This is a genomic window from Desulfosporosinus hippei DSM 8344, assembly GCF_900100785.1.
Classification (GTDB): domain Bacteria; phylum Bacillota; class Desulfitobacteriia; order Desulfitobacteriales; family Desulfitobacteriaceae; genus Desulfosporosinus; species Desulfosporosinus hippei.
In genome coordinates this window covers 39,429-63,519 of the sequence record NZ_FNCP01000007.1, presented here as the reverse complement: position 1 = coordinate 63,519, position 24,091 = coordinate 39,429, and the positions used below count along the sequence as shown (strand labels likewise).

At 39.8% G+C, this 24,091-nt stretch carries 22 protein-coding genes and 1 other RNA gene; 20 read left to right on the top strand and 3 right to left on the bottom strand.

Annotation, left to right across the window (positions count from 1 at the left end; all coding sequences use genetic code 11):
* Nucleotides 1-67 precede the first annotated feature (67 nt).
* Nucleotides 68-964, top strand: a complete 897-nt coding sequence (locus tag BLS16_RS07870; protein ID WP_242876228.1) for a hypothetical protein — start codon at nt 68-70, stop codon at nt 962-964.
* On the opposite strand, the gene BLS16_RS07865 is transcribed toward BLS16_RS07870, so the two are convergent.
* Entirely contained in the window at nt 965-1,753 is a 789-nt protein-coding gene (locus BLS16_RS07865) for a polysaccharide deacetylase family protein (RefSeq protein WP_092331984.1), read from the bottom strand.
* 660 nt (nt 1,754-2,413) lie between these two features.
* Between BLS16_RS07865 and BLS16_RS07855 the strand changes: the two genes are divergently transcribed.
* From BLS16_RS07855 to lgt, 16 genes are all read left to right on the top strand, one after another.
* Nucleotides 2,414-3,676: a tetratricopeptide repeat protein gene (locus BLS16_RS07855; protein WP_092331978.1), complete on the top strand. Its 1,263-nt coding sequence runs from the start codon at nt 2,414-2,416 to the stop codon at nt 3,674-3,676.
* A 107-nt stretch (nt 3,677-3,783) separates the two neighbouring features.
* Nucleotides 3,784-4,311 carry a hypothetical protein gene (locus BLS16_RS07850; RefSeq protein ID WP_034598944.1) on the top strand — a complete coding sequence of 176 codons (528 nt, stop codon included), beginning with the start codon at nt 3,784-3,786 and terminating at the stop codon, nt 4,309-4,311.
* Between the two features lie 2 nt (nt 4,312-4,313).
* Nucleotides 4,314-4,847: a cob(I)yrinic acid a,c-diamide adenosyltransferase gene (cobO, locus tag BLS16_RS07845; RefSeq protein WP_092331976.1), complete on the top strand. Its 534-nt coding sequence runs from the start codon at nt 4,314-4,316 to the stop codon at nt 4,845-4,847.
* 134 nt (nt 4,848-4,981) lie between these two features.
* On the top strand, nt 4,982-6,883 hold the full coding sequence (locus BLS16_RS07840; protein ID WP_092331973.1) for a PrkA family serine protein kinase: 1,902 nt from the start codon (nt 4,982-4,984) through the stop codon (nt 6,881-6,883).
* Nucleotides 6,884-6,900: 17 nt separating this feature from the next.
* Nucleotides 6,901-8,040: a sporulation protein YhbH gene (gene yhbH / locus BLS16_RS07835; protein WP_092331971.1), complete on the top strand. Its 1,140-nt coding sequence runs from the start codon at nt 6,901-6,903 to the stop codon at nt 8,038-8,040.
* Between the two features lie 59 nt (nt 8,041-8,099).
* Nucleotides 8,100-9,572: a SpoVR family protein gene (locus BLS16_RS07830; RefSeq protein WP_092331968.1), complete on the top strand. Its 1,473-nt coding sequence runs from the start codon at nt 8,100-8,102 to the stop codon at nt 9,570-9,572.
* 336 nt (nt 9,573-9,908) lie between these two features.
* Entirely contained in the window at nt 9,909-10,523 is a 615-nt protein-coding gene (locus BLS16_RS07825) for a DedA family protein (RefSeq protein WP_092331966.1), read from the top strand.
* 86 nt (nt 10,524-10,609) lie between these two features.
* Complete coding sequence (locus BLS16_RS07820) at nt 10,610-11,122, top strand: peptidylprolyl isomerase (RefSeq protein ID WP_092331963.1); 513 nt, start codon at nt 10,610-10,612, stop codon at nt 11,120-11,122.
* Nucleotides 11,123-11,296: 174 nt separating this feature from the next.
* The gene (locus BLS16_RS07815) at nt 11,297-12,190 is read left to right on the top strand and encodes a selenium metabolism-associated LysR family transcriptional regulator (RefSeq protein WP_092331960.1); all 894 of its coding nucleotides are present in this window, start codon (nt 11,297-11,299) and stop codon (nt 12,188-12,190) included.
* Between the two features lie 123 nt (nt 12,191-12,313).
* Nucleotides 12,314-13,297 carry a DnaA/Hda family protein gene (locus tag BLS16_RS07810; protein ID WP_092331958.1) on the top strand — a complete coding sequence of 328 codons (984 nt, stop codon included), beginning with the start codon at nt 12,314-12,316 and terminating at the stop codon, nt 13,295-13,297.
* Nucleotides 13,298-13,350: 53 nt separating this feature from the next.
* The gene (pfkA, locus tag BLS16_RS07805; RefSeq protein WP_092331955.1) at nt 13,351-14,319 is read left to right on the top strand and encodes a 6-phosphofructokinase; all 969 of its coding nucleotides are present in this window, start codon (nt 13,351-13,353) and stop codon (nt 14,317-14,319) included.
* A gap of 36 nt (nt 14,320-14,355) precedes the next feature.
* Complete coding sequence (locus BLS16_RS07800) at nt 14,356-15,771, top strand: glucose-6-phosphate isomerase (RefSeq protein ID WP_092331952.1); 1,416 nt, start codon at nt 14,356-14,358, stop codon at nt 15,769-15,771.
* Between the two features lie 268 nt (nt 15,772-16,039).
* A complete protein-coding gene (locus tag BLS16_RS07795; protein ID WP_092331950.1) occupies nt 16,040-17,671 on the top strand; it encodes a sensor domain-containing diguanylate cyclase in 1,632 nt (543 codons plus the stop codon).
* 54 nt (nt 17,672-17,725) lie between these two features.
* Nucleotides 17,726-19,861: a cell division protein FtsA gene (locus BLS16_RS07790; RefSeq protein WP_092331947.1), complete on the top strand. Its 2,136-nt coding sequence runs from the start codon at nt 17,726-17,728 to the stop codon at nt 19,859-19,861.
* Nucleotides 19,862-19,910: 49 nt separating this feature from the next.
* The gene (locus BLS16_RS07785; protein ID WP_014903445.1) at nt 19,911-20,111 is read left to right on the top strand and encodes a hypothetical protein; all 201 of its coding nucleotides are present in this window, start codon (nt 19,911-19,913) and stop codon (nt 20,109-20,111) included.
* 193 nt (nt 20,112-20,304) lie between these two features.
* The gene (lgt, locus tag BLS16_RS07780; protein ID WP_092331945.1) at nt 20,305-21,096 is read left to right on the top strand and encodes a prolipoprotein diacylglyceryl transferase; all 792 of its coding nucleotides are present in this window, start codon (nt 20,305-20,307) and stop codon (nt 21,094-21,096) included.
* 26 nt (nt 21,097-21,122) lie between these two features.
* Here lgt and BLS16_RS07775 read toward each other — a convergent pair whose 3' ends face one another.
* Both BLS16_RS07775 and BLS16_RS07770 read right to left on the bottom strand, forming a co-directional pair.
* Nucleotides 21,123-21,557 (bottom strand): formylmethanofuran dehydrogenase subunit E family protein, encoded by a 435-nt coding sequence (locus BLS16_RS07775; RefSeq protein WP_092331942.1) that lies wholly within the window; start codon nt 21,555-21,557, stop codon nt 21,123-21,125.
* A gap of 198 nt (nt 21,558-21,755) precedes the next feature.
* Complete coding sequence (locus tag BLS16_RS07770) at nt 21,756-22,127, bottom strand: TIGR04086 family membrane protein (RefSeq protein ID WP_092331940.1); 372 nt, start codon at nt 22,125-22,127, stop codon at nt 21,756-21,758.
* Nucleotides 22,128-22,275: 148 nt separating this feature from the next.
* Between BLS16_RS07770 and panB the strand changes: the two genes are divergently transcribed.
* The 3 genes from panB (at nt 22,276) to ssrS (ending at nt 24,026) form a co-directional block, all read left to right on the top strand.
* On the top strand, nt 22,276-23,109 hold the full coding sequence (gene panB, locus BLS16_RS07765; RefSeq protein ID WP_092331937.1) for a 3-methyl-2-oxobutanoate hydroxymethyltransferase: 834 nt from the start codon (nt 22,276-22,278) through the stop codon (nt 23,107-23,109).
* A gap of 216 nt (nt 23,110-23,325) precedes the next feature.
* Nucleotides 23,326-23,793: a catalase family protein gene (locus BLS16_RS07760; RefSeq protein ID WP_092331936.1), complete on the top strand. Its 468-nt coding sequence runs from the start codon at nt 23,326-23,328 to the stop codon at nt 23,791-23,793.
* Nucleotides 23,794-23,844: 51 nt separating this feature from the next.
* A non-coding RNA gene (gene ssrS / locus BLS16_RS07755) (6S RNA) lies at nt 23,845-24,026 on the top strand.
* Nucleotides 24,027-24,091 lie beyond the last annotated feature (65 nt).

The window sequence follows — 24,091 nt, the reverse complement described above, 5'->3', positions numbered from 1 at the left end:
AATTTTATTTTTAGTGGTTATTTTCTTAATATTTGTTTTCGGGCCGTTAATTTGGCGAATTCAACATATGAAGCAGGCAAGAAGTGTATACGATGTTTCTATAGTACAAGAAGATTTACAGTGGATTGAGAATAAAGGATGGTTAAATAAGCTACCTTACGTTAAAGAAACAAAACTTTGGGTTGCTCTTAATACGGGTAGTGCAAGCCTAGATGTAACAGAGTTAGCCTCATACCAAGATGAAAAGCACCATTTTTGGTTATACCTTTATTATTTGCCAAAGGACGGACGGTCAGCGCAAGATGTTTTGGACAAAATGAGTGAAGGTAATCTTAAACAATTGGCGAAAGCATTAATGTCAATCTCTAACGGTAAGCCAGAGGAGTCTCAAAAATTACTCTCTGGGAGCAATCTAGAATGGAAGGAGCTATCAATTGATGAACAGACCCTTAGGCATTTAATCATGGCTCAAGCAGCTTTGATTAGGGGAGACCGTCAGACTGCCCAGGCTGAGCTTCAAGCTGCCCAACAACTAAATCCCAATAACCCTGCAGGTCTCTCGCTAGCCTTTGATGAGGCTATTGGTGATGGGCAATGGGCAAGAGCTATAGAACTTAGCCGGATGATTGATGCTCAAACATGGCGTCCGACTAATGTGTTGTATGAGACTAAAAAGGCTATCTTAGCAGTTCGTGAAGGCGATACCATAAGTCTGTCTAAAAGCCTTTCTGCTATAGAAGGGCTCCATCAAGGGGATGCCTTAATTAAGTATGTGAATGGAATTAAAGCAGTGACAGAAGGGGACTTAGACGAAGGAAAAGAATTACTTGATCAAGCTCAAAAAGAAGGGTTAGAGGGCGAATTGGGAGTTGATGCACAAAAAAGTCTGAATCAGATTGTTGAGCGTCTGAAAGCAGATAGAAGTCTGCAAAAAGTGGTGGCCGAAATGAACGAAAAATGGTGATTATCTGGCTGTGAGAGGTTCTTCTTTTAAATTGCTCTCTGGAGGCCAGGTGCTGCTTGCTTGTGATAGCAATTGTCCAATAGGAATTAAAGTATTTCCTTTAAGTTTAAGGCTTTTAATGACAGTGGGCAGGGCTTCCACGGTATCCGGAGCAGAATCAGAAGCGTGAAATAAGATTATATCTCCTGCTTTAGCTCCGCTTCCCGCCCGGGAACCATTAAGTACATTGTTAATAACAGCGCTTGGTCCAGGACGTTTCCAGTCAAGAGAATCAACACTCCATTGGATCACCCGATAACCCAATTTATCGGCGGCGGCAATTACCTTGTTATTATAGGCACCGTTGGGGGGACGAAGTAGCCGTATTTTTTGATTTGTTAACGGTTCTAGAACTTGCTGGGCTGTAATAATCTCTTTTTCAATTTCTTCCGAGGCCAGTGTATTAAGATCAATGTGACGGTTTCCGTGGGAACCGATCTCGTGCCCCTCTGCGACCATTCTGCGCACTAACTCCTGATGTTTGTCGGCCCAGGGACTCGATAGAAAAAACGTAGCTCTAATGTCTTCTTGCTTAAGAATATCTAGTATGGGCTCTGCTGTTTTTTCCCCCCAACTAATATCGAAGGTCAGACCAATAGCTTTACTGTCAATGTTCACAGAGTAGATAGGCTTTAATTTTCCAGAGAAAACTGAAGTGACATTTTCACGATAAGCAAGCATGACGAATAAAAGGATTCCCCATAAAGCTAGATTTCGCCATGAGGGACGTTTGAAAATAATAATCCGCATTTTGGCACTCCTCCTTCGACTAAAGGATATTCACACAATAGCCGGATGATGTAAGACTAAACAAAAAAACGCCTAAAAAAGGCGTTTTTAAAATATTGTTTTATTAAATTTTTGTTTAGTTAACGATGGATAAATCGTTTGCTTGTCTGAATTAAATCTACTTTGAACAACAGCTTTAGGAAAAAATGTAAGACGATAAAAGTAACAGCAATAAAAACGAGTATTCGTATTAAGAAAAATGTAACAGCGAATACCAAGGAAAAGACCTTGCTGAGGATTAGGGCAGAAAGATATAATCCTAGAACAAGAATGAGGATTTTAAGTGCAAATAACCAATAGTTTGAAGACTGTGTAGGACGATAAGCATTCAAGCCAAACACTCCCTTCTAGCTTAAGATTATCATATTTCGACTTTTATGTCTAGATTACAAGTTAGTTCGATTTGAACTGCTTTATAAAACACATGTTCAATTTGAGGCATCAAATAATGTCTTTCAACAATAGTAAGTAAGCCAAAATATCTGACTACCCTGTAGCAGGGGCAAGTTAAAACGTTATGTACGGAAAAATCAGCAGTGCTTTATTTGAAACTTATATCTTTATAATATGCCCAATAAATCAACTCGTGCATATGATGGAGCAGACACGGAGGGGATTAATATGCACGACGGAGATTTATATATCTGGCGAAATCTTATGGAAGATGGAACTCAGTTTCTGGGAGATGAGCAGTATCTAAAAGCTGAGAAATACTATATTCAGGGCTTACTAAAAGCCTACGAGTTATCCGTTCCGGAAATTGTGGCATTTACTCTAAGACTACTGGCAACGGTAAGAGTGCGACTGGGAGATTACGAATTTGCCGAAGCGGGCTTTAAAGAAGCTCTACGAATTTGTCAAGAGATTGAGAACGACAAAGGAATGGCTGAAGCCTGGGCGGGTTTAGCAAGTATATCCGTCAAAAAGAAGAGGCTTAAGGAAGCTGTTAACGAGTATGAACAGGCAATTGCCGTTTACCCAAAATCATCTCCTCAGCTTAGGCTTGGGATGCTTTTTGCTGACCTAGGGCAAGTCTACACAACCCTTGAAGATTGGGCTCAAGCAAAGCAATCATATACTCAAGCGCTCTACCTCTGCCGTATACATGGATTCCCTAAAGGGGAAGCTGAATTAAATGTTCTTTCCGGCGAATTGTGCTTTCGTCTGGGCCAGAAAAATGAAGCTTTAAGATACTTGAAGCATGCCTGTCAACTTTTCGCTCAAATAGACGATATGGTAGCATTAGCAACGACACTTCAGTATTTAGCTTTATTATATTTTGACCAAAATAAAACATTATTGGCTTTTGAAAGTCAACAAAGGGCAGTCGCCATAAGTTTAAAGTATGATTCTAAAGAGGCTTTTAGTGAAGCTTGCTTTTTCTTAAGTAAAATTGAACAGAATATGGAAAATTTCAAAGAAGCTCGATATTATTTAGAACTATCGGTTCTCTTTTATCCAGAACAAAATATAGATCTGGCTTTGCGTTATCAAAGTCTGGGGAACCTACTTTTTCTTTTGATGGATTTTTCAAGATCTGAGTTGTACTATTTCAAAGCTCTAAATCTTTTTGAATTGTTCCAGGATGAACAACGTATTAGCGAAGTCCATGAATCATTAGCTCTTATAAAAGAAATGCAAGAGCTAAAAGAAGGTCTTCCAGACTTCCAAAGTAAAAAAGATGTCAGGAATAAATTGCATGGAGAATTTACCTTGGCTGCCTTGATATATTTGGCTGAGTTTTATGAAAAACGTTATAACTTCCGTGCTGCTTTGGAATGCTATTGGAAGGCTTTGAAAAGGGGGCGTGATACAGAGAGTGAAACAGATTGGATAGAGTATAGGGTTCAGCAAGTATCCAAACGTCTGCGCAATAAGAGGTAAAAAACAAGCCTGTTTCCATATTCTTATAAAACTAGCTTTATTAATCAATCAAATTCAGTTAGAATAGTAATAGATAGTTGCAAAAGAGGAGACAGGGGGGGATCAACATGCGTGAGGAAGATTTGATACTTCTGGAATGCTTAGAAGATGTGTATCACACCTTTGAAAAGGCCTTAAAGAAGGCTCATCAGGTTCGTTCGATTCATGTCCAGAAATTTGAACAGCTCCTTGTTGAGATAAGCAGCGAGAGGCGGATCTTTGAAGATATATCGATTCCAGCTCGACTTGTTGTTGAGCAACTCCTAGAGTCCCAATTTAAGGTGGGACAGGTTGCTATAGAAGCTGAGCGCCTTAAACAATCCTTTGCCAGTGTTGCCTATGTCAAAGTTGAGGAATTCGGAATAATATCCACTAAAATCGGAGAGTTGGAAGTTTCCTGGAGAGATGGAAACTATTCTTATTATCTTTATCCTGACAAAGTTGAATTGAGAGCAACGGATGAGAAATCATCGATTAAGTTGTTTTTTTCCATATCGTTTAACCGTCAAACGCTGGAACGGTTCCCTGAAATCCTTATTTCTCCTAATGTTGTCTATATCCATCCTCAACTCGAAAAATGGATACGGAAGGTGTAAAAATGTCGAATCTATCTCAAGGGTTAGTCCAAATATATACTGGAAATGGGAAAGGGAAGACTACAGCAGCTTTTGGCTTAGCAGTCCGTGCTGTCGGGCATGGTTTCCGAGTTTTCATTTTACAGTTTATGAAGGGGAACAATAGCTACGGTGAGTTAGAGGGAATTAAACGGTTAAGTCCCGAATGTCAACTCGAGCATTATGGAGGAGCCGGGTGGGTGCATAAGGGAGAAAATCTTGCCGAAAATATCCATGAGGCTAAGAAAGCACTCCAAAGAGCCCATGAAATAGTAATTTCCGAGAATTGGGATATTGTCATTCTAGACGAAATACTCAATGCAATTTGGTTTGAACTTATTCCGGAAAAAGAAGTTGCTGAACTAATTGATAAGAAACCAGCTAATATGGAACTGATTTTGACAGGAAGAAACGCTTCACAGTTTCTGATAGAAAAGGCGGATTTGGTAACAGAAATGGTGCCCCTAAAACATCCCTATGAAAAAGGAATTAGATCCCGTCAAGGAATAGAGTATTAAAAAAAGACATCTTTTGAGATGTCTTTTTTAATTAAGTATACACAGTGGTTCAATGACTTATATTCTTCGACAATGCATATACATAGGTATTATCCCGACAAGTCTTGTTGATTGTTAGTGAAGGGAGGGCTACTATGGAAGTCATTAAATGGTTGCGTGAATATCGCGCAGTAGAGGCTGCACTGGCTTGGAGTGGTACGTTTGCTGATTACTTGCAAATGGTTACAAAAAACCCAAAATTGGCCCTGCATGCCCATGCTCGAATCTATGAGATGATCAAAGCCGCCGGGGTTGAAACGATTGGGGATCAGAAGATTTATAAATTCTTTGACAAAGAGCTTTTTGGGCTAGATAAGACGTTAGAGAAGCTGATTGAGGAGTATTTTCATAGTGCAGCGAAGCGCTTAGATGTTCGTAAACGGATTTTACTGCTAATGGGGCCTGTAAGCGGTGGGAAATCGACTATTGTCAGCCTATTGAAAAGAGGACTTGAAGAATACACGAGAACAGAGGAAGGAGCGGTATATGCCATCGATGGGTGTCCAATGCATGAAGATCCCCTGCATTTGTTGCCAGTATCTTTACGTCAACAATTTGAAGATACCTACGGGATTCGTATTGAAGGAAATCTATGCCCCGTTTGCCGCCTGCGTCTGGATGAAGAGTTTGCCGGGGAGGTTGAAGGCTTTCCAATAAAGAGAATTTTGTTTTCGGAGGAGCAACGGGTCGGCGTAGGAACCTTTACTCCCTCTGATCCTAAATCTCAAGATATCGCAGACTTGACTGGAAGTATTGACTTTTCTTCGATCACAGAATATGGGTCAGAGTCTGATCCTCGTGCCTATCGATTCGATGGTGAGCTTAATAAGGCCAACAGAGGGCTTATGGAGTTCCAGGAGATGCTGAAGTCAGACGAGAAGTTTCTTTGGAATCTTTTAAGTCTTTCCCAAGAAGGAAATTTCAAAGCAGGTCGTTTTGCGTTGATTTCTGCGGATGAGCTGGTAATCGCGCATACGAATGAGAATGAATATCGTGCGTTTATTGGAAACAAGAAAAATGAAGCTCTACAATCACGGATAATTGTTATGCCAATACCATACAATCTGCGGGTGTGTGATGAAGTGAAAATTTATGAGAAACTAATTAGCCAAAGTGATATCAGAAATGTACATCTGGCACCACACAGTCTATGGGCCACGTCTGTATTTAGTGTTCTTTCAAGGTTAAAACCTTCAAAGAAGCAGGGTATGGATTTGGTAAAGAAGTTGCGTATTTATGATGGTGAGGATGTTGAAGGATTTAATCAAAAAGATATTAAAGAACTAACTATGGAAGGGGAAGAACTGGCCGAGGGCATGAGCGGTGTAGATCCGCGTTATGTTATTAACCGAATATCGACTGCTTTAATTCGTGATGAGCATAAGTGTATTAATGCCTTAGATATTTTAAGAGCATTGAAAGATGGGTTATCTCAGCATACATCGATAATGAAAGAAGATAAGGAAAATCTTTTGAATCTCATCGCTGTAGCCCGGCGTGAATATGATGAAATGGCTAAAAAGGAAGTTCAGAAGGCTTTTGTATATGCTTATGAAGAATCAGCCAAATCACTTTTGAATAATTATCTGGATAATGTTGAAGCCTTCTGCAATTCTACAAAAATATACGATACCATTACCGGGGAAGAAATGGCACCTGATGAACAACTTATGCGCAGTATTGAAGAACAAATTGGTGTATCAGAAAATGCTAAGAAAACCTTTAGAGAAGAAATACTAATTCGCATTTCAATGTATGCCAGAAAAGGCAGAACCTTTGGGTATGAATCTCATGAGCGTCTGAAAGAAGCTATCGAAAAGAAATTATTTGCCGATCTTAAGGACATAGTGAAAATTACCACTTCAGTATCTCATCCTGATCAGGAACAGCTGAGGAGAATTAACAATGTTATGGATAGACTCGTTAAAGAACATGGATACTGTTCTATCTGTGCCAATGAGATTGTCAAATATGTTGGAGCCCTCCTTAACCGGTAGAGAGGATAGGGATTTGTATGGCGGATGACATTATTGTAAGCCGAGATGACTGGAGTTTGCATCGCAAAGGATATCTGGATCAATCAAGACATAAGGAGAAGGTAGAAGAAGTTATAAAACAACAAATGGGAGATTTGATCGTCGATGAAAGCATAATACTATCAGATGGTAAAAAGAACACTAAGATTCCCATGCGCTCATTAGAGGAATTTCGCTTTAGGTATGACTTTAATAAGCAGAACCATACCGGACAAGGCAGTAAAAAGATGGCTCCGGGGGATATCTTAGGACGGGAACAAGCTACCGGCAAAGGAAAGGGTAAGGGCAGTGGCGCCGGTGAAGAACCAGGACAGGATATTTATGAAGCAGAAGTCACCTATGAAGATCTGGCAAATATATTGTTTGAAGAATTAAGACTTCCTAATCTTGATGATAAGAAACGGCCTCTTATTGCTCATGATCGTCCGGAATTTAATGATGTACGTAAAAAAGGCTTAATGGCAAATGTTGATAAAAAACGCACGTTACTTGAAAGCATTAAAAGGCAGGCTTTTTCGAAGAAGATAGAAAAAGACAAACGCTTAAAAATTACTCCGGAAGATCTGAGGTTTAAGACTTGGGAGACTCGACCGAATTTTGAGACTAATGCAGTTATCTTAGCAATGATGGACACATCTGGATCAATGGGCCAGTTTGAAAAGTACATTTCCAGAACCTTCTTTTTTTGGATGGTGCGATTTCTCCGCTTAAAATATGAAAACGTAGAAATGCGTTTTCTGGCACATCATACGGAAGCAAAAGAAGTTACCGAGGAAGAGTTTTTTACTCGGGGTGAAAGCGGCGGTACTCGTTGCTCATCCGTCTATAAGTTTGCACTAGATTTAATTGAAAAGGATTATCCTCCAGCTCACTACAATATTTATCCGGTTCATTTTACGGATGGGGATAACATTGGTTCAGATAATTCCAGAGCATTGACTCTGATGAAAAACTTGGTTGAAGTAAGTCAGGTTGTTGGATATGGAGAGATCTTAAGAACCCATTATTCAAGTACACTTATGTCCACCTTAAAGCGTATATCAGACCCGAAACTGCGTTTAGTAACGATTAGGGATCGTAACGAAGTATATGATGCACTCAAAACAGTTTTCTCTTAAATTAGCTACGCTCAGGTAAAGTTGATTTAGTCTAATGACAGTATACGAGGGGGGGAGTCATGGACAGTGAGATGGAAGCCTTAAGTAAGGCAGCGCAAGAGATTGCCCAAGTGGCACGAGGCATGGGGCTTGATTTTTACCCGGTGAATTTTGAAATCGTTCCAGCGGAAGCATTGTATACATTTGGAGCATATGGGATGCCCGTTCGTTTTACTCATTGGAGTTTTGGTAAAGCCTTTTATAAAATGAAAATGCAGTATGATTTAAACCTCAGCCGAATCTATGAATTAGTCGTTAATACCAATCCAGCCTATGCCTTCTTGTTAGAGGGAAATCGATTCGTACAGAATAAACTTGTTATTGGGCACGTTTATGCTCATGTCGATTTCTTTAAGCATAATCACTATTTTTCAAGAACCCCTAAGGATATGGTTGAACGTATGAGTGCGCATGCTGAGAGAATCCATGACTATGAAATAAAGTATGGTAGAGACAAAGTTGAGAAATACATGGATGCAGTCTTGGCGATTCAAGAGCACGTAGATTATCGAGCCCACATCGGCTCTCTACAAGAATCCGATAATCTAGGGAAGATTGACAGAATGAGCACGGCTCAGAACTTGAATTGTCAAAGTAAAGGGTGTAAAGGCAACTGTGGCGGAGGGGTTGTTAAAGACCTAGGGAAAGGAGATTCTGTTAATAAGACTAATAAGAAGGGCGCCGCGTCACCTTATGAAGATTTGTGGGAAGACATGTCAAGAGATGATGCTGATGTTGACCCACTACTGGAATATGAAGACTTACTGTTATACTTGATTAAATTTGCCCCAGGTCTTGAACCATGGCAAAAAGATATCGTAAGTATTATTCGAGAAGAATCACTTTATTTTTATCCGCAAATTGAGACTAAAATAATGAATGAAGGTTGGGCAACTTTCTGGCACGCAAGAATCATGCGAGAACTCAGTCTAACAGACTCAGAAGCAATTGAATTTGCGTTAATGCATAGTCAGGTTGTTCAGCCTTCGCGCTTAGGCTTAAATCCTTACTACTTGGGAGTGAAGATTTGGGAACATTTAGCCGAAAAGAGATCTATCTCTGAACTTTTTGAACTACGTGAGATCGAAACCGACCTTTCTTTCATTCGAAATCACCTCAGCAAAGAATTGGTCGAGGATCTGAATCTATTCAATTATCGTAAAGTTGGTGCTCATTGGCAGGTTACTGAAAACGAATGGGAGAAGGTTCGTGATAATCTAGTCAAACAATTAGTTAACGGAGGGCATCCGCGGATTGTTGTTCTTGAAAGAGATTTTGAAGGTAAAGGGGGGCTATTGCTAAAACACTGTCATGAAGGTATTGATTTAGATATAATTTATCTCGAGAAAACTTTAGCGTTAGTACAATTTCTCTGGGGAAAATCAGTCGCCCTTGAAACTGTAGTCGATAACAAGAAATTCATTTATGAATCATCCAATGGGATGGTAAGCCGTCGTTTAGGATCAAAAAGTGAAGAAAATGGCGGTAAATAGCTATAAATAGGAGAAACTTAATCAAATTGAAACAGATGCTAGAAATAGCGTCTGTTTTTATTGTAAATAAAGGATTTTAACCACATAAGGTAGAATTTACTTAGATAAATTCTCTTAGCTTTGAGGAAAAAAATGTCTGAAGAAAGCAAATGTTATTCATGATAAGATTAGATGGCTAAGAGTTAAGGTATATGGTAAAATACCCACGGACATAAGTATTATTTAAATAAGCTAGTTTGTGATAATTGTCTTAAGCTCATAATAGTCGTGACAGTTTAGAATAAACTATGCCCTAAAATTTACCTAGGGTAATATGGTGGGGAAAGTAGGTAGGGCATGCAAGGGTTAGAACAGAATTTAATTGACATAATCTATCATTTTCGGTATATCGGTTTATTTGTTTTACTTACCTGTGGTCTAGTTGGGGTTCCGGTCCCAGACGAATTTCTGATGACTTTTAGTGGTTTTCAGACCTCTCTAGGAAGAATGGATTTTGGAAAAACACTTATTGTTGCTACCTTTGGGAGTTTTCTTGGTATGATTTTAAGTTATTGGATAGGAAGGAGATTAGGCATTCCCTTCTTACATAAAGTCGCTCCCTATCTTCATATCAATGAAAAGAAGATTGCTAGAGCTGAAGGATGGTTTCAGTGTTATGGTGATAGGCTAATCGTCATTGGCTACTTCTTTCCTGGATTTCGTCACTTTACAGCTTACTTCTCAGGGATGAGTAAGCTGAATTTTGGAAGGTATGTTATCTTGGCTGCCACAGGGGCCTTTATCTGGTCTTTAACCTTTATCTCGTTAGGAAGAATTCTTGGCGTGCATTGGCAGAAGATCACTCATATCTTACACCATTACTTGGCAAGGAGCGGAATTGTATTAGCAATCATTGTATTCTTGATCTATCTCTATAGTCAAAAACGAGGGAGGACAAGTCGTACTAACTAAAATATTTTCCATACATTAGGGAAACTCTAAATCCGGTGGTATAATATACAATGGAAAATATCCAAAACATAAAGGAGGTCACTGGGGTGACAAACGAAACTCAAGATCAAACAAAGGAAAACCCAATAGTAATCATCGAAATGGAAAACAACAACACGATTAAAATTGAACTTTATCCATCAATAGCCCCTGAAACTGTTGAAAATTTTATAATGCTTGTTTCTGAAGGCTTTTACGATGGACTAATTTTCCATCGATGTATACCAGGCTTTATGATTCAAGGGGGGGACCCGAATGGCACCGGAATGGGTGGAAGTAAAAAGAATATTCGTGGAGAGTTTACCGGTAATGGCTTTAAAAACGACTTGAGACATGATCGTGGCGTAATATCTATGGCTCGTACTTCAGCTCCTAATTCTGCAAGTTCCCAGTTCTTTATTGTTGTTAAGGCTTCAAGTCATTTAGATGGACAATATGCTTCTTTTGGGAAAGTCATCGAAGGTATGGAGGAAGTCGATCGTATTGTCAACGCCCCGAGAGATAGATCGGACAAACCTCTGGAAGATCAAAGGATGAAAAAAGTTACAATTCAAGCTTAAGTATAAAGTAAATTGTTTTGAGTGATTCTATAGTATAAGAGGAGGGCTTGCCCTCTTCTTTCTATATCTAATTTAATCAAAGTTAACAAAGTTAACAAAGTTAACAAAGCTAACAAAGCTAAGCTGCCATACTCAAGGTTTGTTGAATAAGTTCACTCAGGATAGAGGTGCAATATGTTAGATTTGATGCGGTTGTTTGGACAGGTAGTCGAAGAACAGAGTTTTACTGTTGTAGCGCGAAAATTAGGGATCAGTCAACCTGCTGTTTCAAACCAAATTAGAGCTTTTGAAGAAAAACTAGGGGTCAAGTTGCTTTATCGCAAAGGTAAGGGATTTGCTCTTACCCCGGAAGGAGAGACGGTTTATCGTCATACCTTGCACATGCTTGCTGAATGGTCAGAGCTTATGCGAGAAATTGGAGATTCAGAAATCCTGATGAGTGGAAAAGTACATATTGGGGCTTCTCACATTCCAGGCGAATACTTACTTCCTGGGTATTTATCTGAATTTCGTAAACTTTATCCGGAGATCAAATTCAAATTGTCTATTGGGGATAGCTTGGAGATGGCAGAAAAAGTACTTGCCCATGAAGTAGATTTTGCTGTAGTTGGGGCAATATTTGATACTGAAAAATTAACCTCCGAATTTTGGATGAAAGATGAATTGGGTTTTGTAGTATCTTGCCAACATCCTTTAAGTACTAGTGAATGCATTGATCTTGATTCCATAAAAGGAGATCCTATGATAATTCGTGAGACAGGATCGGGACATCGACGTACATTTGAAGAAGCTCTAGCTAAACGAGATTTAGATCTCAATGACTTCAATATTGCCTTAGAAGTTGGAAGTACTGAATCTGTTAAAAATGCAGTTCGTTCGGGTATAGGCTATTCATTTCTTTCAAAACATGCACTTGAATCTTGCGAAAAACAAGGGATTAAGTGGGCGAAGGTTAAAGGCTTGAATATTGAACGCGGTTTTTATCTTTTAACCCGCCGTAGTAAACCTTTAACAGTTATTGCTGGTGAATGCTATAGATATTTAGCGGATCAGAGGCCAGAGGAGTAATAAATCCATTAAATATTTTATCTCCAGCTTTTGTTAACGGAGGGGATTTCTCTTATTCGTAGAAAAAGTTAATAACATAGAGATGTTATTTGTATCTCAATCATTAATAAAGGAGAGGCTAGCTTGAACTGGTTTGTAAGAGATTTTAACATTCGAGCCTGCCGATTAGTAAAGAAGTTCCAATTTGAGAATGCTGCTAATGTAACATTGATTTATGGTCCATCAGGGGTTGGGAAATCTGTTCTGCTCCAATATCTCTACAAAAAAAACCAAACTGAAAAAGGGCTGGTAATCACCGATGCTTTAGCCTTTGCTCGTCAATATGCTTACGCAGCTCAGGAAAGAAAACTCAACCAATTTCGTGAGAGGTATCGTACAACTCGTCTGTTGCTGATTGATGACCTTCAATGTCTGGCTGGAAAAGCCAAAACAATAGAAGAGTTACATTATACCTATGAATATATCAATAATAATGGCGGCAAGTTGGTAATTACATGTGAAGCCGATCGATTAGATTTGGGGTTTTTAGGTGAGAGGCTGGCTTCACGGTTTTTAAGTGGTGTTGCTATTCCAATAGAGCGCCCTCAAGAATTTGAATTGGAAGCCTTTTTAGAAGAATATGTCCATCAAAGACGTCTTTTCATAGCTAAATCCGTATTAAAAATGGTCTCCGAGAGAATAGATAATTTAGCAGACGCTGTCAAGACGATTGAGGATTACATAAAATTTGCCGAGCTCCATGAAGATGAATTAAGTCTGGCTTGTTTTAATGCCTATTGGTACGAAAAAGAACGCAAAATGCTTAAGGCCCCTGATCCAATGAACATTATTCGAAATGTTGCTCAATCTATGGGAGTTTCCGTTGAGGACCTACAGAGTGCAAGTCGTAAAAAAACTATTAATGAAGTCAGAGAAATGGCTATTTATACGGTACGAAACCTTTGCCATATTTCTTTTCCGGCAATAGCTCACTATTTTAACCGTAATCATAATAGCATTATCTTGTCGTACCAAAAGATGCAGGACAAGCTTGTTAAAGATAAAGAATTGATTAAAATTTATCAGTCAGTATTAAATTATTTTGATCATGAAGAAACTATAGAGTAGTCGTATTTGACTAAAAAGCAACATTAAGAAAAACAATAGAAAGGGGTGATTCTATGTCAAGAGATATTAAACGCATAGGGGTGCTAACGAGTGGAGGGGATGCTCCTGGTATGAATGCTGCCCTTCGCGCCGTGGTCAGAAAAGGGATTTTTCATGGGCTAAGGGTCTATGGAATTAGTCGAGGGTATGAAGGGTTAATCCATGGAGAACTCACGGAAATGAGCTTGGGCTCTGTAGCAGATATTGTTCTACGCGGCGGAACCATCCTGAAAACAGCACGCTCGGCAGAAATGATGACTCCTGAAGGCCAACAAAAGGCCTTAGAGCAATTACATAAGCATGAAATTGATGCTTTAGTAGTAATTGGTGGAGATGGTTCTTTTAGAGGAGCTCAAACCTTGGCGAAAGGAATTCAAATAGTTGGGATACCTGGAACTATCGACAATGACATCCCGGGGACAGATCTAACCATAGGCTTTGATACGGCAGTTAATACGGTTATCGATGCTGTTGGTAAAATTAGAGATACCGCGACCTCCCATGAAAGGACATTTGTTGTTGAAGTTATGGGTAGGCACTGTGGAAATATTGCTCTTCAGGCAGGAATAGCTTGTGGAGCTGAGTCAATTTTAGTACCCGAAATTCCTTTTGATTACGATGAGATATGTGAAAAGTTGAAACGGGGTCATCAGCGTGGGAAAAATCACAGTATAATCATTGTTTCTGAGGGGGCGGGAAGCGCCTATAAAATTGGCGAGGAATTACATTCTCGTTCAGGCTTTGATACTAGGATTACTATTTTGGGACATCTTCAACGTGGCGGCAACCCAAGCGCTTTAGATGCTGTGATTGCTGCAGCCATGGGAGGAAAAGCTGTTGAAATTATTATGGCTAAGGAGACCAATAAAATGACAGCATATGTCAATCAGAAAGTGGTTTCTATCCCTCTCGATGTAGCCTACGGCGAGATGCCGCCCTTTAACACAGAACTGTATGATTTAGCAAATCAGCTTTCAATTTAGCCAGGGAAATCCATACGCGGAGATGAGGTTGAGTGAATGGATAATCAAGGTCAGTTAGGATTACAGATTGACTATACTGGGATGATGAAGGGTCCACAAAACCCAGATGGATTTAGGAATGAAGAGTTGCAGGGTCTTCAAACTAAGCTTGACCAAGCTAAAGCTTCCCTTGAAATACGCTGGGAGGCTGGTCAGCTAGATTTTACCAAGATTTTGATTTCTATTAAGGAACAGGTTCCTGAAATAATTAAGTATGCTGACACTGTTGCTACCCGGTTTGATAACTTTGTCGTGTTAGGAATCGGGGGGTCAGCCCTCGGCCCCTTAGCTGTTCATCAAGCCTTAAACCACTACTACTACAATGAACTTCCTCCAGAAAAGCGCAGGCATCGGCCCCGCTTATATGTGGTAGACAATATCGATCCGGTTCGCTTTAATGAGCTGATGGAGATACTTGATCCTAAGAGAACCCTATTTAATGTGATTTCCAAATCGGGTAACACGTCAGAAACCATGGCGCAGTTTCTCATTGTTCGTGATATATTGCGGAGAGAGTGTGGAAACAGCTATCCAGAACATATTGTTGTCACTACGGATAAAGAAAAAGGAAATCTTTTGCCAATTGCCCTGGAAGAAGGCTTTCATCGCTTTGTAATACCTACAGGGATAGGAGGCAGGTTTTCAGAACTAACTCCGGTAGGCTTGCTGGCGGCGGCGGTATGCGGCATTGATATTGATCAGCTTATGGATGGTGCCCTAAGTATGGATCATTGGATCTGGGAATCTAAAGGGGTACTTGCTAACCCAGCGCAATTACGGGCAGGGTTAGCCTACTTATCTTGGCAAAAGGGAAAGAATATTTCTGTGTTTATGCCCTATGCAGATGGCTTAAAAACCATGGCAGATTGGTACGCTCAATTATGGGCCGAAAGCCTGGGGAAACGTTATGATCTTCAGGGGCGTGAGGTTTTCGTAGGTCAGACTCCCGTCAAAGCCCTTGGAGTGACTGATCAGCATTCCCAAGTACAGCTCTATGTAGAGGGGCCCGATGATAAAGTTCTTTCCTTTGTAACCGTAGAAAAATTTAAGCAAACCCGAATAATTCCATTGGATTCGGAATTACCCGAAGATATTCACTTTTTAGGCGGACGAACTTTAGAAGAGTTGTTATTTGCAGAACAAAAAGCGACTGAATATGCACTCACCCTTGCTAATCGACAACACCAAAAGATTATTCTTTCCAGCTTGGATGCGTATAATATTGGTCAACTTTTACTGCTCTTAGAGTGGGAAACAGCCTACATGGGTGAGTTGCTTAATATAAACGCTTTCGATCAACCGGGAGTTGAAGAAGGCAAAAACGGAACCTACGCCTTAATGGGACGAAAGGGCTATGAAAAAAAGAAACTGGAAATAGAGGAATCTGGCAAAATTAGATATACCTTAAAGTAGAATATTGAGTAGGTAACAAGTGACCTATGCAAGAACCCTGAGCATATAACTGATTATGCTTGGGGTTTATGAATTTTGGAGGAGAAATTATTTCCTTAAACTATCAAATATTGAAATACGTCATAGAGATTCTTTGGATTATATGATATGATTTTGCAGTTATATAATTTTTAAAGTGACTCAAGACTGTTGGATATAAGGATAGGTTAGAGATGATCGAACAAGATATAAAATTGAGTTGCAATAACCTTTCTGGGAGGATACTTTTATGAACTTTATTTATAAAAGTAAATTATTCAAACAGCTAATAGGGGTAATTGGGATACTAGTTATCTTAGCTATAGGGATCCCAGGTGCATTTAATCTTTTCTATTTGACTCCCCATTTTGTCAAAGAACGATACCATCAGGTAATGCTCAATGATGTGGATTTTTTAGCATCCAGGCTGGATTGGAATTTATCGAAAAGTCTTAATGACATTGTGTTTTTATCCCAAAAAATTGAACTGTCTACGCCTGAAAAATTGAAAGAATCAGGAGAGGCAATGGATGTATTTGTGAGAAGTAGTTCAATTTTTACAGGAGGAGTGGTGACTGATACAGAAGGAATTGTAAAATTATTCTATTCATCTCCTCAAGGCCTATTGGAATTAAAGCAAAAGAGCAATATTAGTTATCGGGATTATATTCAAGCCCCTCTTAGAAGTAAGCAACCATATTTATCCGATGTCATTAAAACCAGTACCAGCGACGCTTCCCCGGTGATCTTTGCCAGTAATACAGTGGCCGAAAATGGCCAAATAACGGGAGTTCTGGCTTTAAGCATTAATTTATGGAACAGCAGCAATATTTTTAATTCCTTATTTCAAGGATTTCAAGCTAAAAAGCAGGGTAATCTATACGTTGTCGATGGAGCGGGAATCATAATTTACCACGAAAACCGCGAAATGGTCGGTAAAGCAATTTCTAATCAGGAAATTTTATCTTATATTTCTGAAGACAAAGGATCAATCGCTGATGATATTTCTACAGAGCAGGGAGATATTACTGCAGCTTTTGGTAAATTGAAAAATAATAACTGGGTAGTTGTCTACGAAATGAGCCATAAAGATATCTATGCCATGAGCAAAGTTAATATGGATATGACAGTTGGGACAATGCTGCTGGTTATAGCTTTAGGGTTATTAGTCAGCGTAATATTTGCTCAACTAATTATTAAGCCCCTAGAAGAAATTACCCTAGCCACAGAGCAGGTAGCTGCGGGAGATTTGAATCGTCAGATTGACTTTAAAGGACACCCTGATTTCCAACGAGTCATCCAAAATTTTAATATTATGACCACGAATTTAAAAGTTCAGTATAGAGAACTGGAAAAGTTATCCTTAAAAGACTACTTAACAGGTCTGGCAAACCGACGGTATTTTGAGCAACAATTCAACCTTGAATTAGATCGAGCTTGCCGATTAGGACATCCTTCGACATTGTTAATGCTAGATGTGGACAATTTCAAAAACATTAATGATAAATTTGGTCATTTAGAAGGGGACAAAGCACTGATAGCCTTGGCCAAAGTGCTGAGAGATTCAGTTAGAGAAATGGATTTACCCGTTAGATTTGGAGGGGAAGAATTCTTAGTCATGCTCCCGGAATCTTCTGTGGAAAGAGGAAGGATTGTGGCCGAAAAGATTCGAGAAAGAATTAGTGAGATTAGAATAATCAGCAGAAAAGGGAACATTATGTTTACTGTAAGCATTGGTATGACGAGTACTGAACAGCTTGAAGGGGTTGATGGTTCCGGTTTAGAATCAGCAGGTCTTAGCTTGCTGAAGCAAGCTGATGATGCCTTATATCTGGCTAAAAGTAAGGGGAAGAATCGAGTTGAGGCTTATCAACTCTCATAGCGAGCAGGATTTTGCTCTAATAAGGGCGAATTTACGTATAGAGAGGTGAAACAATTGGAACCGATTTTTGCGCTGGATATTGGAACCCGAATGGTTATGGGACTTGTAATGATAAAGAATGAAGATCAAACTTATGAGATATTAGCAAGTGCTCAAACTGAACACCGTCAACGTGCCATGTATGATGGACAAGTCCATGATGTGGATGAAGTTGCGAGGGCAGTTGACAAGGTTAAAACACATTTAGAAAAAAAGATAGATACCAAGTTGAAACAGGTTGCTGTAGCTGCTGCCGGTCGTGCTCTTAGGACAGAAGTTGCTGTAGTTGAACAAAAGGAACTCTTGCCGGTGCGCTGGGAGAGAGAAAAAGTATTAGCTTTAGAAATTGAAGCTGTTCATCAAGCTTTGCGTCAGCTCCAGTCTTCCGCTAATGAAGAATTACAAAGCTACCACTGTGTAGGGTATAATACGATTGCCAGATGGAATGAGGGAGAGGAAATTGCGAACCTAGTCGGACAGCGGGGGAGAGTTGCGAAGGTATCGGTAATTGCGACTTTCTTACCTCGGACCGTCGTCGATGGTTTGGTGGCAGTGCTGGGAAGAGTTGGTCTGGAAATGACGAGTCTGACGTTAGAACCGATTGCAGCTGGTCAGGCAGCTATCCCCCCGAATATGAGACGTCTTAATCTAGCCTTAGTCGATGTGGGAGCAGGAACTGCTGATATTGCGCTGACTCGAAGTGGATCCTTTTTCGCCTATGGGATGGTTCCCATGGCCGGGGATGAGGTCACTGAGGAGATCTGTACCCAATATCTGTTGGATTTTAAAGTTGGAGAAAAGGTCAAACGTGATTTGCAGAAGAAAAAACAACTAAGCTTTACGGATTTTTTGGGAGCTAGAGTCGTTGTAGGACAGTCCGACATTTTGGATATTATTAAGCCAGTGGTTGTAAAACTTGCCGAAAATATTTCCAATGAGATTTTAAGGTTAAATAACGGTGTCCCTCACGCCATTATCCTTATTGGGGGCGGAAGTTTAACCCCTTTACTCAGTGAACTGTTGTCAGAGACTTTAGGAATTCCTCAGAATCGAGTTGGGATTCAAGTTAGGGACAGATTAGCTGGAATTAGTGGTGAGAAAACTTTAAAGGGGCCGGAAACCATTACGCCCATTGGAATTGGAATTGCAGCTTTGGAAGGGAATGGGCTTCAATATTATACGGTCTCAGTGAATGGGACATCAGTTCCTATTTTTGCTTTGCAATTAGCAACGGTAGCCGAAGCCTTGTTAGCTGCTGGAATACAGCCGCGTTCATTTTTAGGGAAGCCGGGAGCAGCCTTGACCTTTGAACTAAATGGCGAAATGCAGGTTATAAGGGGAACCTTGGGAAGTCCTGCCCAGTTATTCGTGAACGGAAAACCCAGTAAGCTCGATCAATCTTTAAATGTGCGAGATGAGATTATCTTTACCCCTGGTGAATCCGGAAAAGATGCTCAGATTTGTTTTAAAGATGTCTTGCCGTTATATGATACAAAATGGATTTTGTGGAATGGGCAAAGTGAGAAGTATGTCCCGCAAATCTTTGTTGATGATCATTTAGTATGTGAAACAGATCAAATTCTAGATGGATATAAAGTAGCCTATCTTAATAATGATGACCTTGATAATTTACTAAAGCAAAAAAAATGTTATTCAAATCGAAAAGAGACCTTGGAAATAAAGGTTAGTGGAGAACTGCGCAGGTTTGAATTAGACCGCCAGGTTTGGGTAAATAATTGCTTGGCAGCAGGTAACAGACCTATACAGGATGGAGATTCGATAGAGACTCGACTGAGGGAACTTACAGTGGGAGATCTAAAGCTTAAGCCCGAGCCAATGATATTCCACATCAATGGGGAAGTAGTGGAATATCCTATTCAAGAAATCATTATTACATCTCAAGGGCAACCGGTTTCAGAATCTGAGCCGCTTAGAGATGGTATGGAGCTAAGAGTTAATGGATACAAACAAAAACCGATTCTATCAGAGCTATTGCCCTATGTTAAGTTTCCTGATGAAGTGCGTGCAGGTGAAACTTTAACCCTAACGGTTAATGGGCAGCCAGCAGAGTTTACAACAGTTTTACATCCTGGTGATCGTTTAAAGGCAAACTGGAAAAAGTTAATAATTGACAGAACCGCAGAAAAATAACTTGACAATATCGCTGTAGGACATAAAATGAGTATGGAGGTGTTGTGAAATGTTATTCTATTGGTTAGTTGCACTCATAGTATTTGCTGCTTTAGTAATTACATTATATTCTGATGCTGGGTCGGCTAAGAAAAAACATTCAGATTATTTCCAAAGGGTTCAGAAACCAGCTGGGAAAGCTGAACGTGATGCGGTGATACCTAATCCCAATAAATATGATCCTTTTTACACTAAACTAAATAGTTTGTAATTACTTAAAGACAGACTTGAAAACAATAAGTCTGTCTCTTTCTTTTGAGCTATTACAGTGAAACTTGAGATAACACCGTCTACAAGCTATAATATAAAGCGCAGAAGGGTGAACCTTCATAACTAAACCCCCACTTTTTACGTGAGGGTAGGTTCTTCTTTTGAATAATTAGGTTAAATATAGGGAGGAAGTCATGCATCAGTATTGGTTTTTTATTGGTGATTTTCCTATTCGGGCTTATGGGACAATTTTTGCTTTAGCGTTCATCATTGGGGTAGGGATTACGCTATACTTCGCCAAAGCAGAAGGACGACCGGAATTAATAGACACATTTATGGATTTAGCGCCGATCTTACTTCTGTCCGGTATTTTGGGAGCCCGCTTCTGGCAAGTGTTTTTTTTCGACTGGGGATATTATCGCCAATATCCCAGTGAAATCATCGCCATCTGGCATGGAGGGCTATCTATTCAGGGGGGCGTTGCCGGAGCGCTATTAGCTGGTGGAATCTATGTTTGGCGGAAGAAACTATCCTTTTGGGAATTAGCAGATATTGCTGCACCGGGCCTTATATTGGCTCAATCAGTTGGCAGAAATGCCAATCTTATGAATGGAGACGCTTTTGGAGGGCCGACGGGCGGAGATTTTGGGATTCTTTATCCTATTGGCACGATTGCGCGAGACACCTTCGGAGACCAACCCCTCTGGCCTGCCGAAGTGTGGGAAGGGCAAGTTGACATCATTATTTTTGCCTTGCTTGTTATTTTAAAACTAAGAAAATGGCCTTCAGGTATGATATTCTTGTTATATATGGTTTTGTATAACCTTGCTAGATTTTTCCTGGAAGGCTTGAGAGGAGATAGTCCTAGGTTTTTGTTTAACTGGACAGCTGCACAATGGAGTAGTATGGCGGCTGTATTTATTGCTCTACTGCTATTAGCTTGGAGGATATGGAAGGATAAGAAAGTGGAAGTCCCTAAGGACTAATTCTATTATAAATAAATTATTTGGGATTAGGCTTTGTGTTTTATTTCGCAGAACTGTGCCTCTTCAGTCCCAAGAATTATCTTTATCGCTTCTATGGTCTTAGCCTGGCGTTCACGGCTGCTTAAGGATACTACATCCTCAGTTATTTTCTCAATTATTTCTGAGTTTACGGTGATCTGTAACTTTTCAGCACGATCATTAGTCTGAAAAACATAACTATGAATATTCTGTTCTACAACAAATAGATAGTTTCGCCCATAGGTAGCTCGGTTTATAATTTGAAAAGCATCGAGTGCACAGGAATGGGTATAGGCAGTAACTTTAATCAGTGGCTCGAATATCTCGGAAACTCCTAATTCTCGATTAGCAATTTGGGCTACTCTATAGCCTAAAGCTATTTCGGCACAGGTATGTCCATGGAATTCTATGACTTGTTCCCAAGGTGTTTTTTCGATGCACATGGCTTTTCCTCCTAAACAAACAATTCTTAACATACTAATTGTATATCCTTAAGGTTAAAATGAAAAGTTAGTAGCGAAATTGTTCTGGGTATCCGGCAGGAATTTTTGAATATAAGTAGAAAATTATAAACAATAGAGAAGAGGGAAATCTCACTATGAGATTTCCCTCTTCTCGCAAGACAAGTTTTAAATAGTAAACTACGATTGAGGGAACAGAACTCCAATGATTCCACCAATCCCACCTGTGAGAAGTGCCACAATAGCCTTCTCAGCTATTTTGAGCCATACTGGGGTGTCGGACCAGAAAACGGAGGAAATGATCAATACCAAAAGAATAAATCCCACTCCAACAGATATTCCGTAGTACAAACCCCTAGTGCCTGCTTGGTAGGCTGTGATAAAGGCTGAAATAAAGACGCTTGCCCCAAAAATAATGTTGATTATCAAATTGGATTCTGGAAGAGATGTGAAGGAGAGTAGAATACCAAAAACGAGAGAGAATACCATTGCTAAAATCGAGGCTATAAGAATACCTTTTAAAACTAAGCTGATTTGAAAGGATTTTGACATGGGCTTTTATCCCTCCTTTTGTATATCTAGACAGAGGCAAGGCCTGATTATTGAAAGCTATTTAATAACTACCTATGCCGGAGTCATGCAGGGTATGACTGAAAAATTGTTTTAACATCAAATTTATAAATATAGGGAGGTAAGCACTATGAGAAAAACCATTCCGGATTTTGAAAAAATGAAAGAAATCGGTGAGAAAATTAGTATGTTGACAGCCTATGATTATCCTTCGGCGCAGTTGGTTGAAGAAGCGGCTGTCGATATAATTCTTGTGGGTGATTCTTTGGGGATGGTTGTTTTAGGGTATGATTCGACTGTTCCAGTCACTATGGAAGAAATGCTGCATCATACTAAAGCAGTTCGCAGGGGAGCTCCGCAGACCTTTGTCGTTGCTGATATGCCTTTTATGAGCTACGCCACGGTAGACCTAGCGATTCTAAATGCTGGCCGTCTAATAAAAGAAGGCGGTGCTGATGCTGTTAAGCTAGAGGGAGGAGTAGATATCGAACCAATCGTTGAAACTCTTACTCGTGCTGGAATTCCAGTTGTTGGACATATTGGTTTGACCCCTCAGACAGCCACACAGCTAGGCGGGTTTAAAGTTCAAGGTCGTGACCTGGAAAGTGCAACTCGGCTACTCGAAGATGGTTCGGCAATAGAGCGGGCAGGTGCTTTTATGATTGTACTTGAAGCGATACCAAGGCAAGTTGCTGCACAAATCTCCCAAGAGTTAAAAATACCGACTATAGGTATTGGCGCCGGTGCAGAATGTGATGGACAAGTTCTTGTCTTTCATGATATCTTAGGGCTTTTCAAACGGTTTACTCCTAAATTTGTAAAACAATATGCGGAACTAAGAGCTGCAAGTGTACTAGCAATAAAGCAATACGGAGAAGAAGTAAAGTCAAACCTTTTTCCCTCAGATGAGCATACCTTTGGATTGTCTGACGAGGTAATCCAAAAACTTTATGGTGATAAATAATTGTTCCGAATAGATTGTAGAAATTATTAATCTGGCTACTTCTAATTTGTAATTGTACAAGTGGAAGTTAGGTAGAGTGATAAATAAATATTATAGTTAATAGTTCAATTAAAATTAAATATTAACAATATTCAGTATAGCTTTTTTCCATAAATTTGATATAATAAAAATGATTTTTAAGTTGTGTTACTCTCGTTATGGAAGGATGGACTTGCATTGAGATTAAAAGAAAAAACTCATCGAAAATTTGTCGAATTTTTCGAGAAGATTTCTAGTATGTATCAAGGAAAGGAATTTGAATTAGCATATTCTGATATTCAACGAGAAACTGGAGCGGCAAGTGTAACTTTAAAGCGAGCTATTCAGGCTTTGGCTGAAGACGGAGTGATTGAAGTTCAGTCGGGACGAAATTCAAGATACGCTCGTTTTCGCTATTTATTAGCAACCCAAGATATTGAGGAAAATCCACCGAGCACTGCACCAACAGTATCCGAAGATATCAGTCATTCCGGTGACGAAGAAATTCCTCGGCATGGAGGAGCACTCGAATCTATGACGGAGGAAGTAGGTGAATTATCGTTACTGGTAGATCATCTGAAGCGTCGAGTTCGTAATCAAGAGATGGCCATAGCCTTACTTCAAGATCGTCTAGCTGAAGTTGAAGACAAAATACGTAAACGTTAATTTCCAAGGATTTGCTAGAGATTTTTTTGCCCAGTAGTGTTATAATATGTACATATCCTAGCTGGTGCGTATAGACTACCATGGTTTTGATCCTATTATGTGACAAGGGAGCTAAATGTCGGATAATTACAACAAGCCCTCTTTGAGGAAGGGAAGTTGGAAAGTTCGAACTAAGCACCCACCTGCGAGAGCAGGGTCAGAAACCTGGAGTCTTACGGCAAGTTGGGGGAAGGGTAGGGAAATAATCCCTGCCCTTTTCATATCAGATTGAAGACTGACTTATTTTGTCAGGAGATTT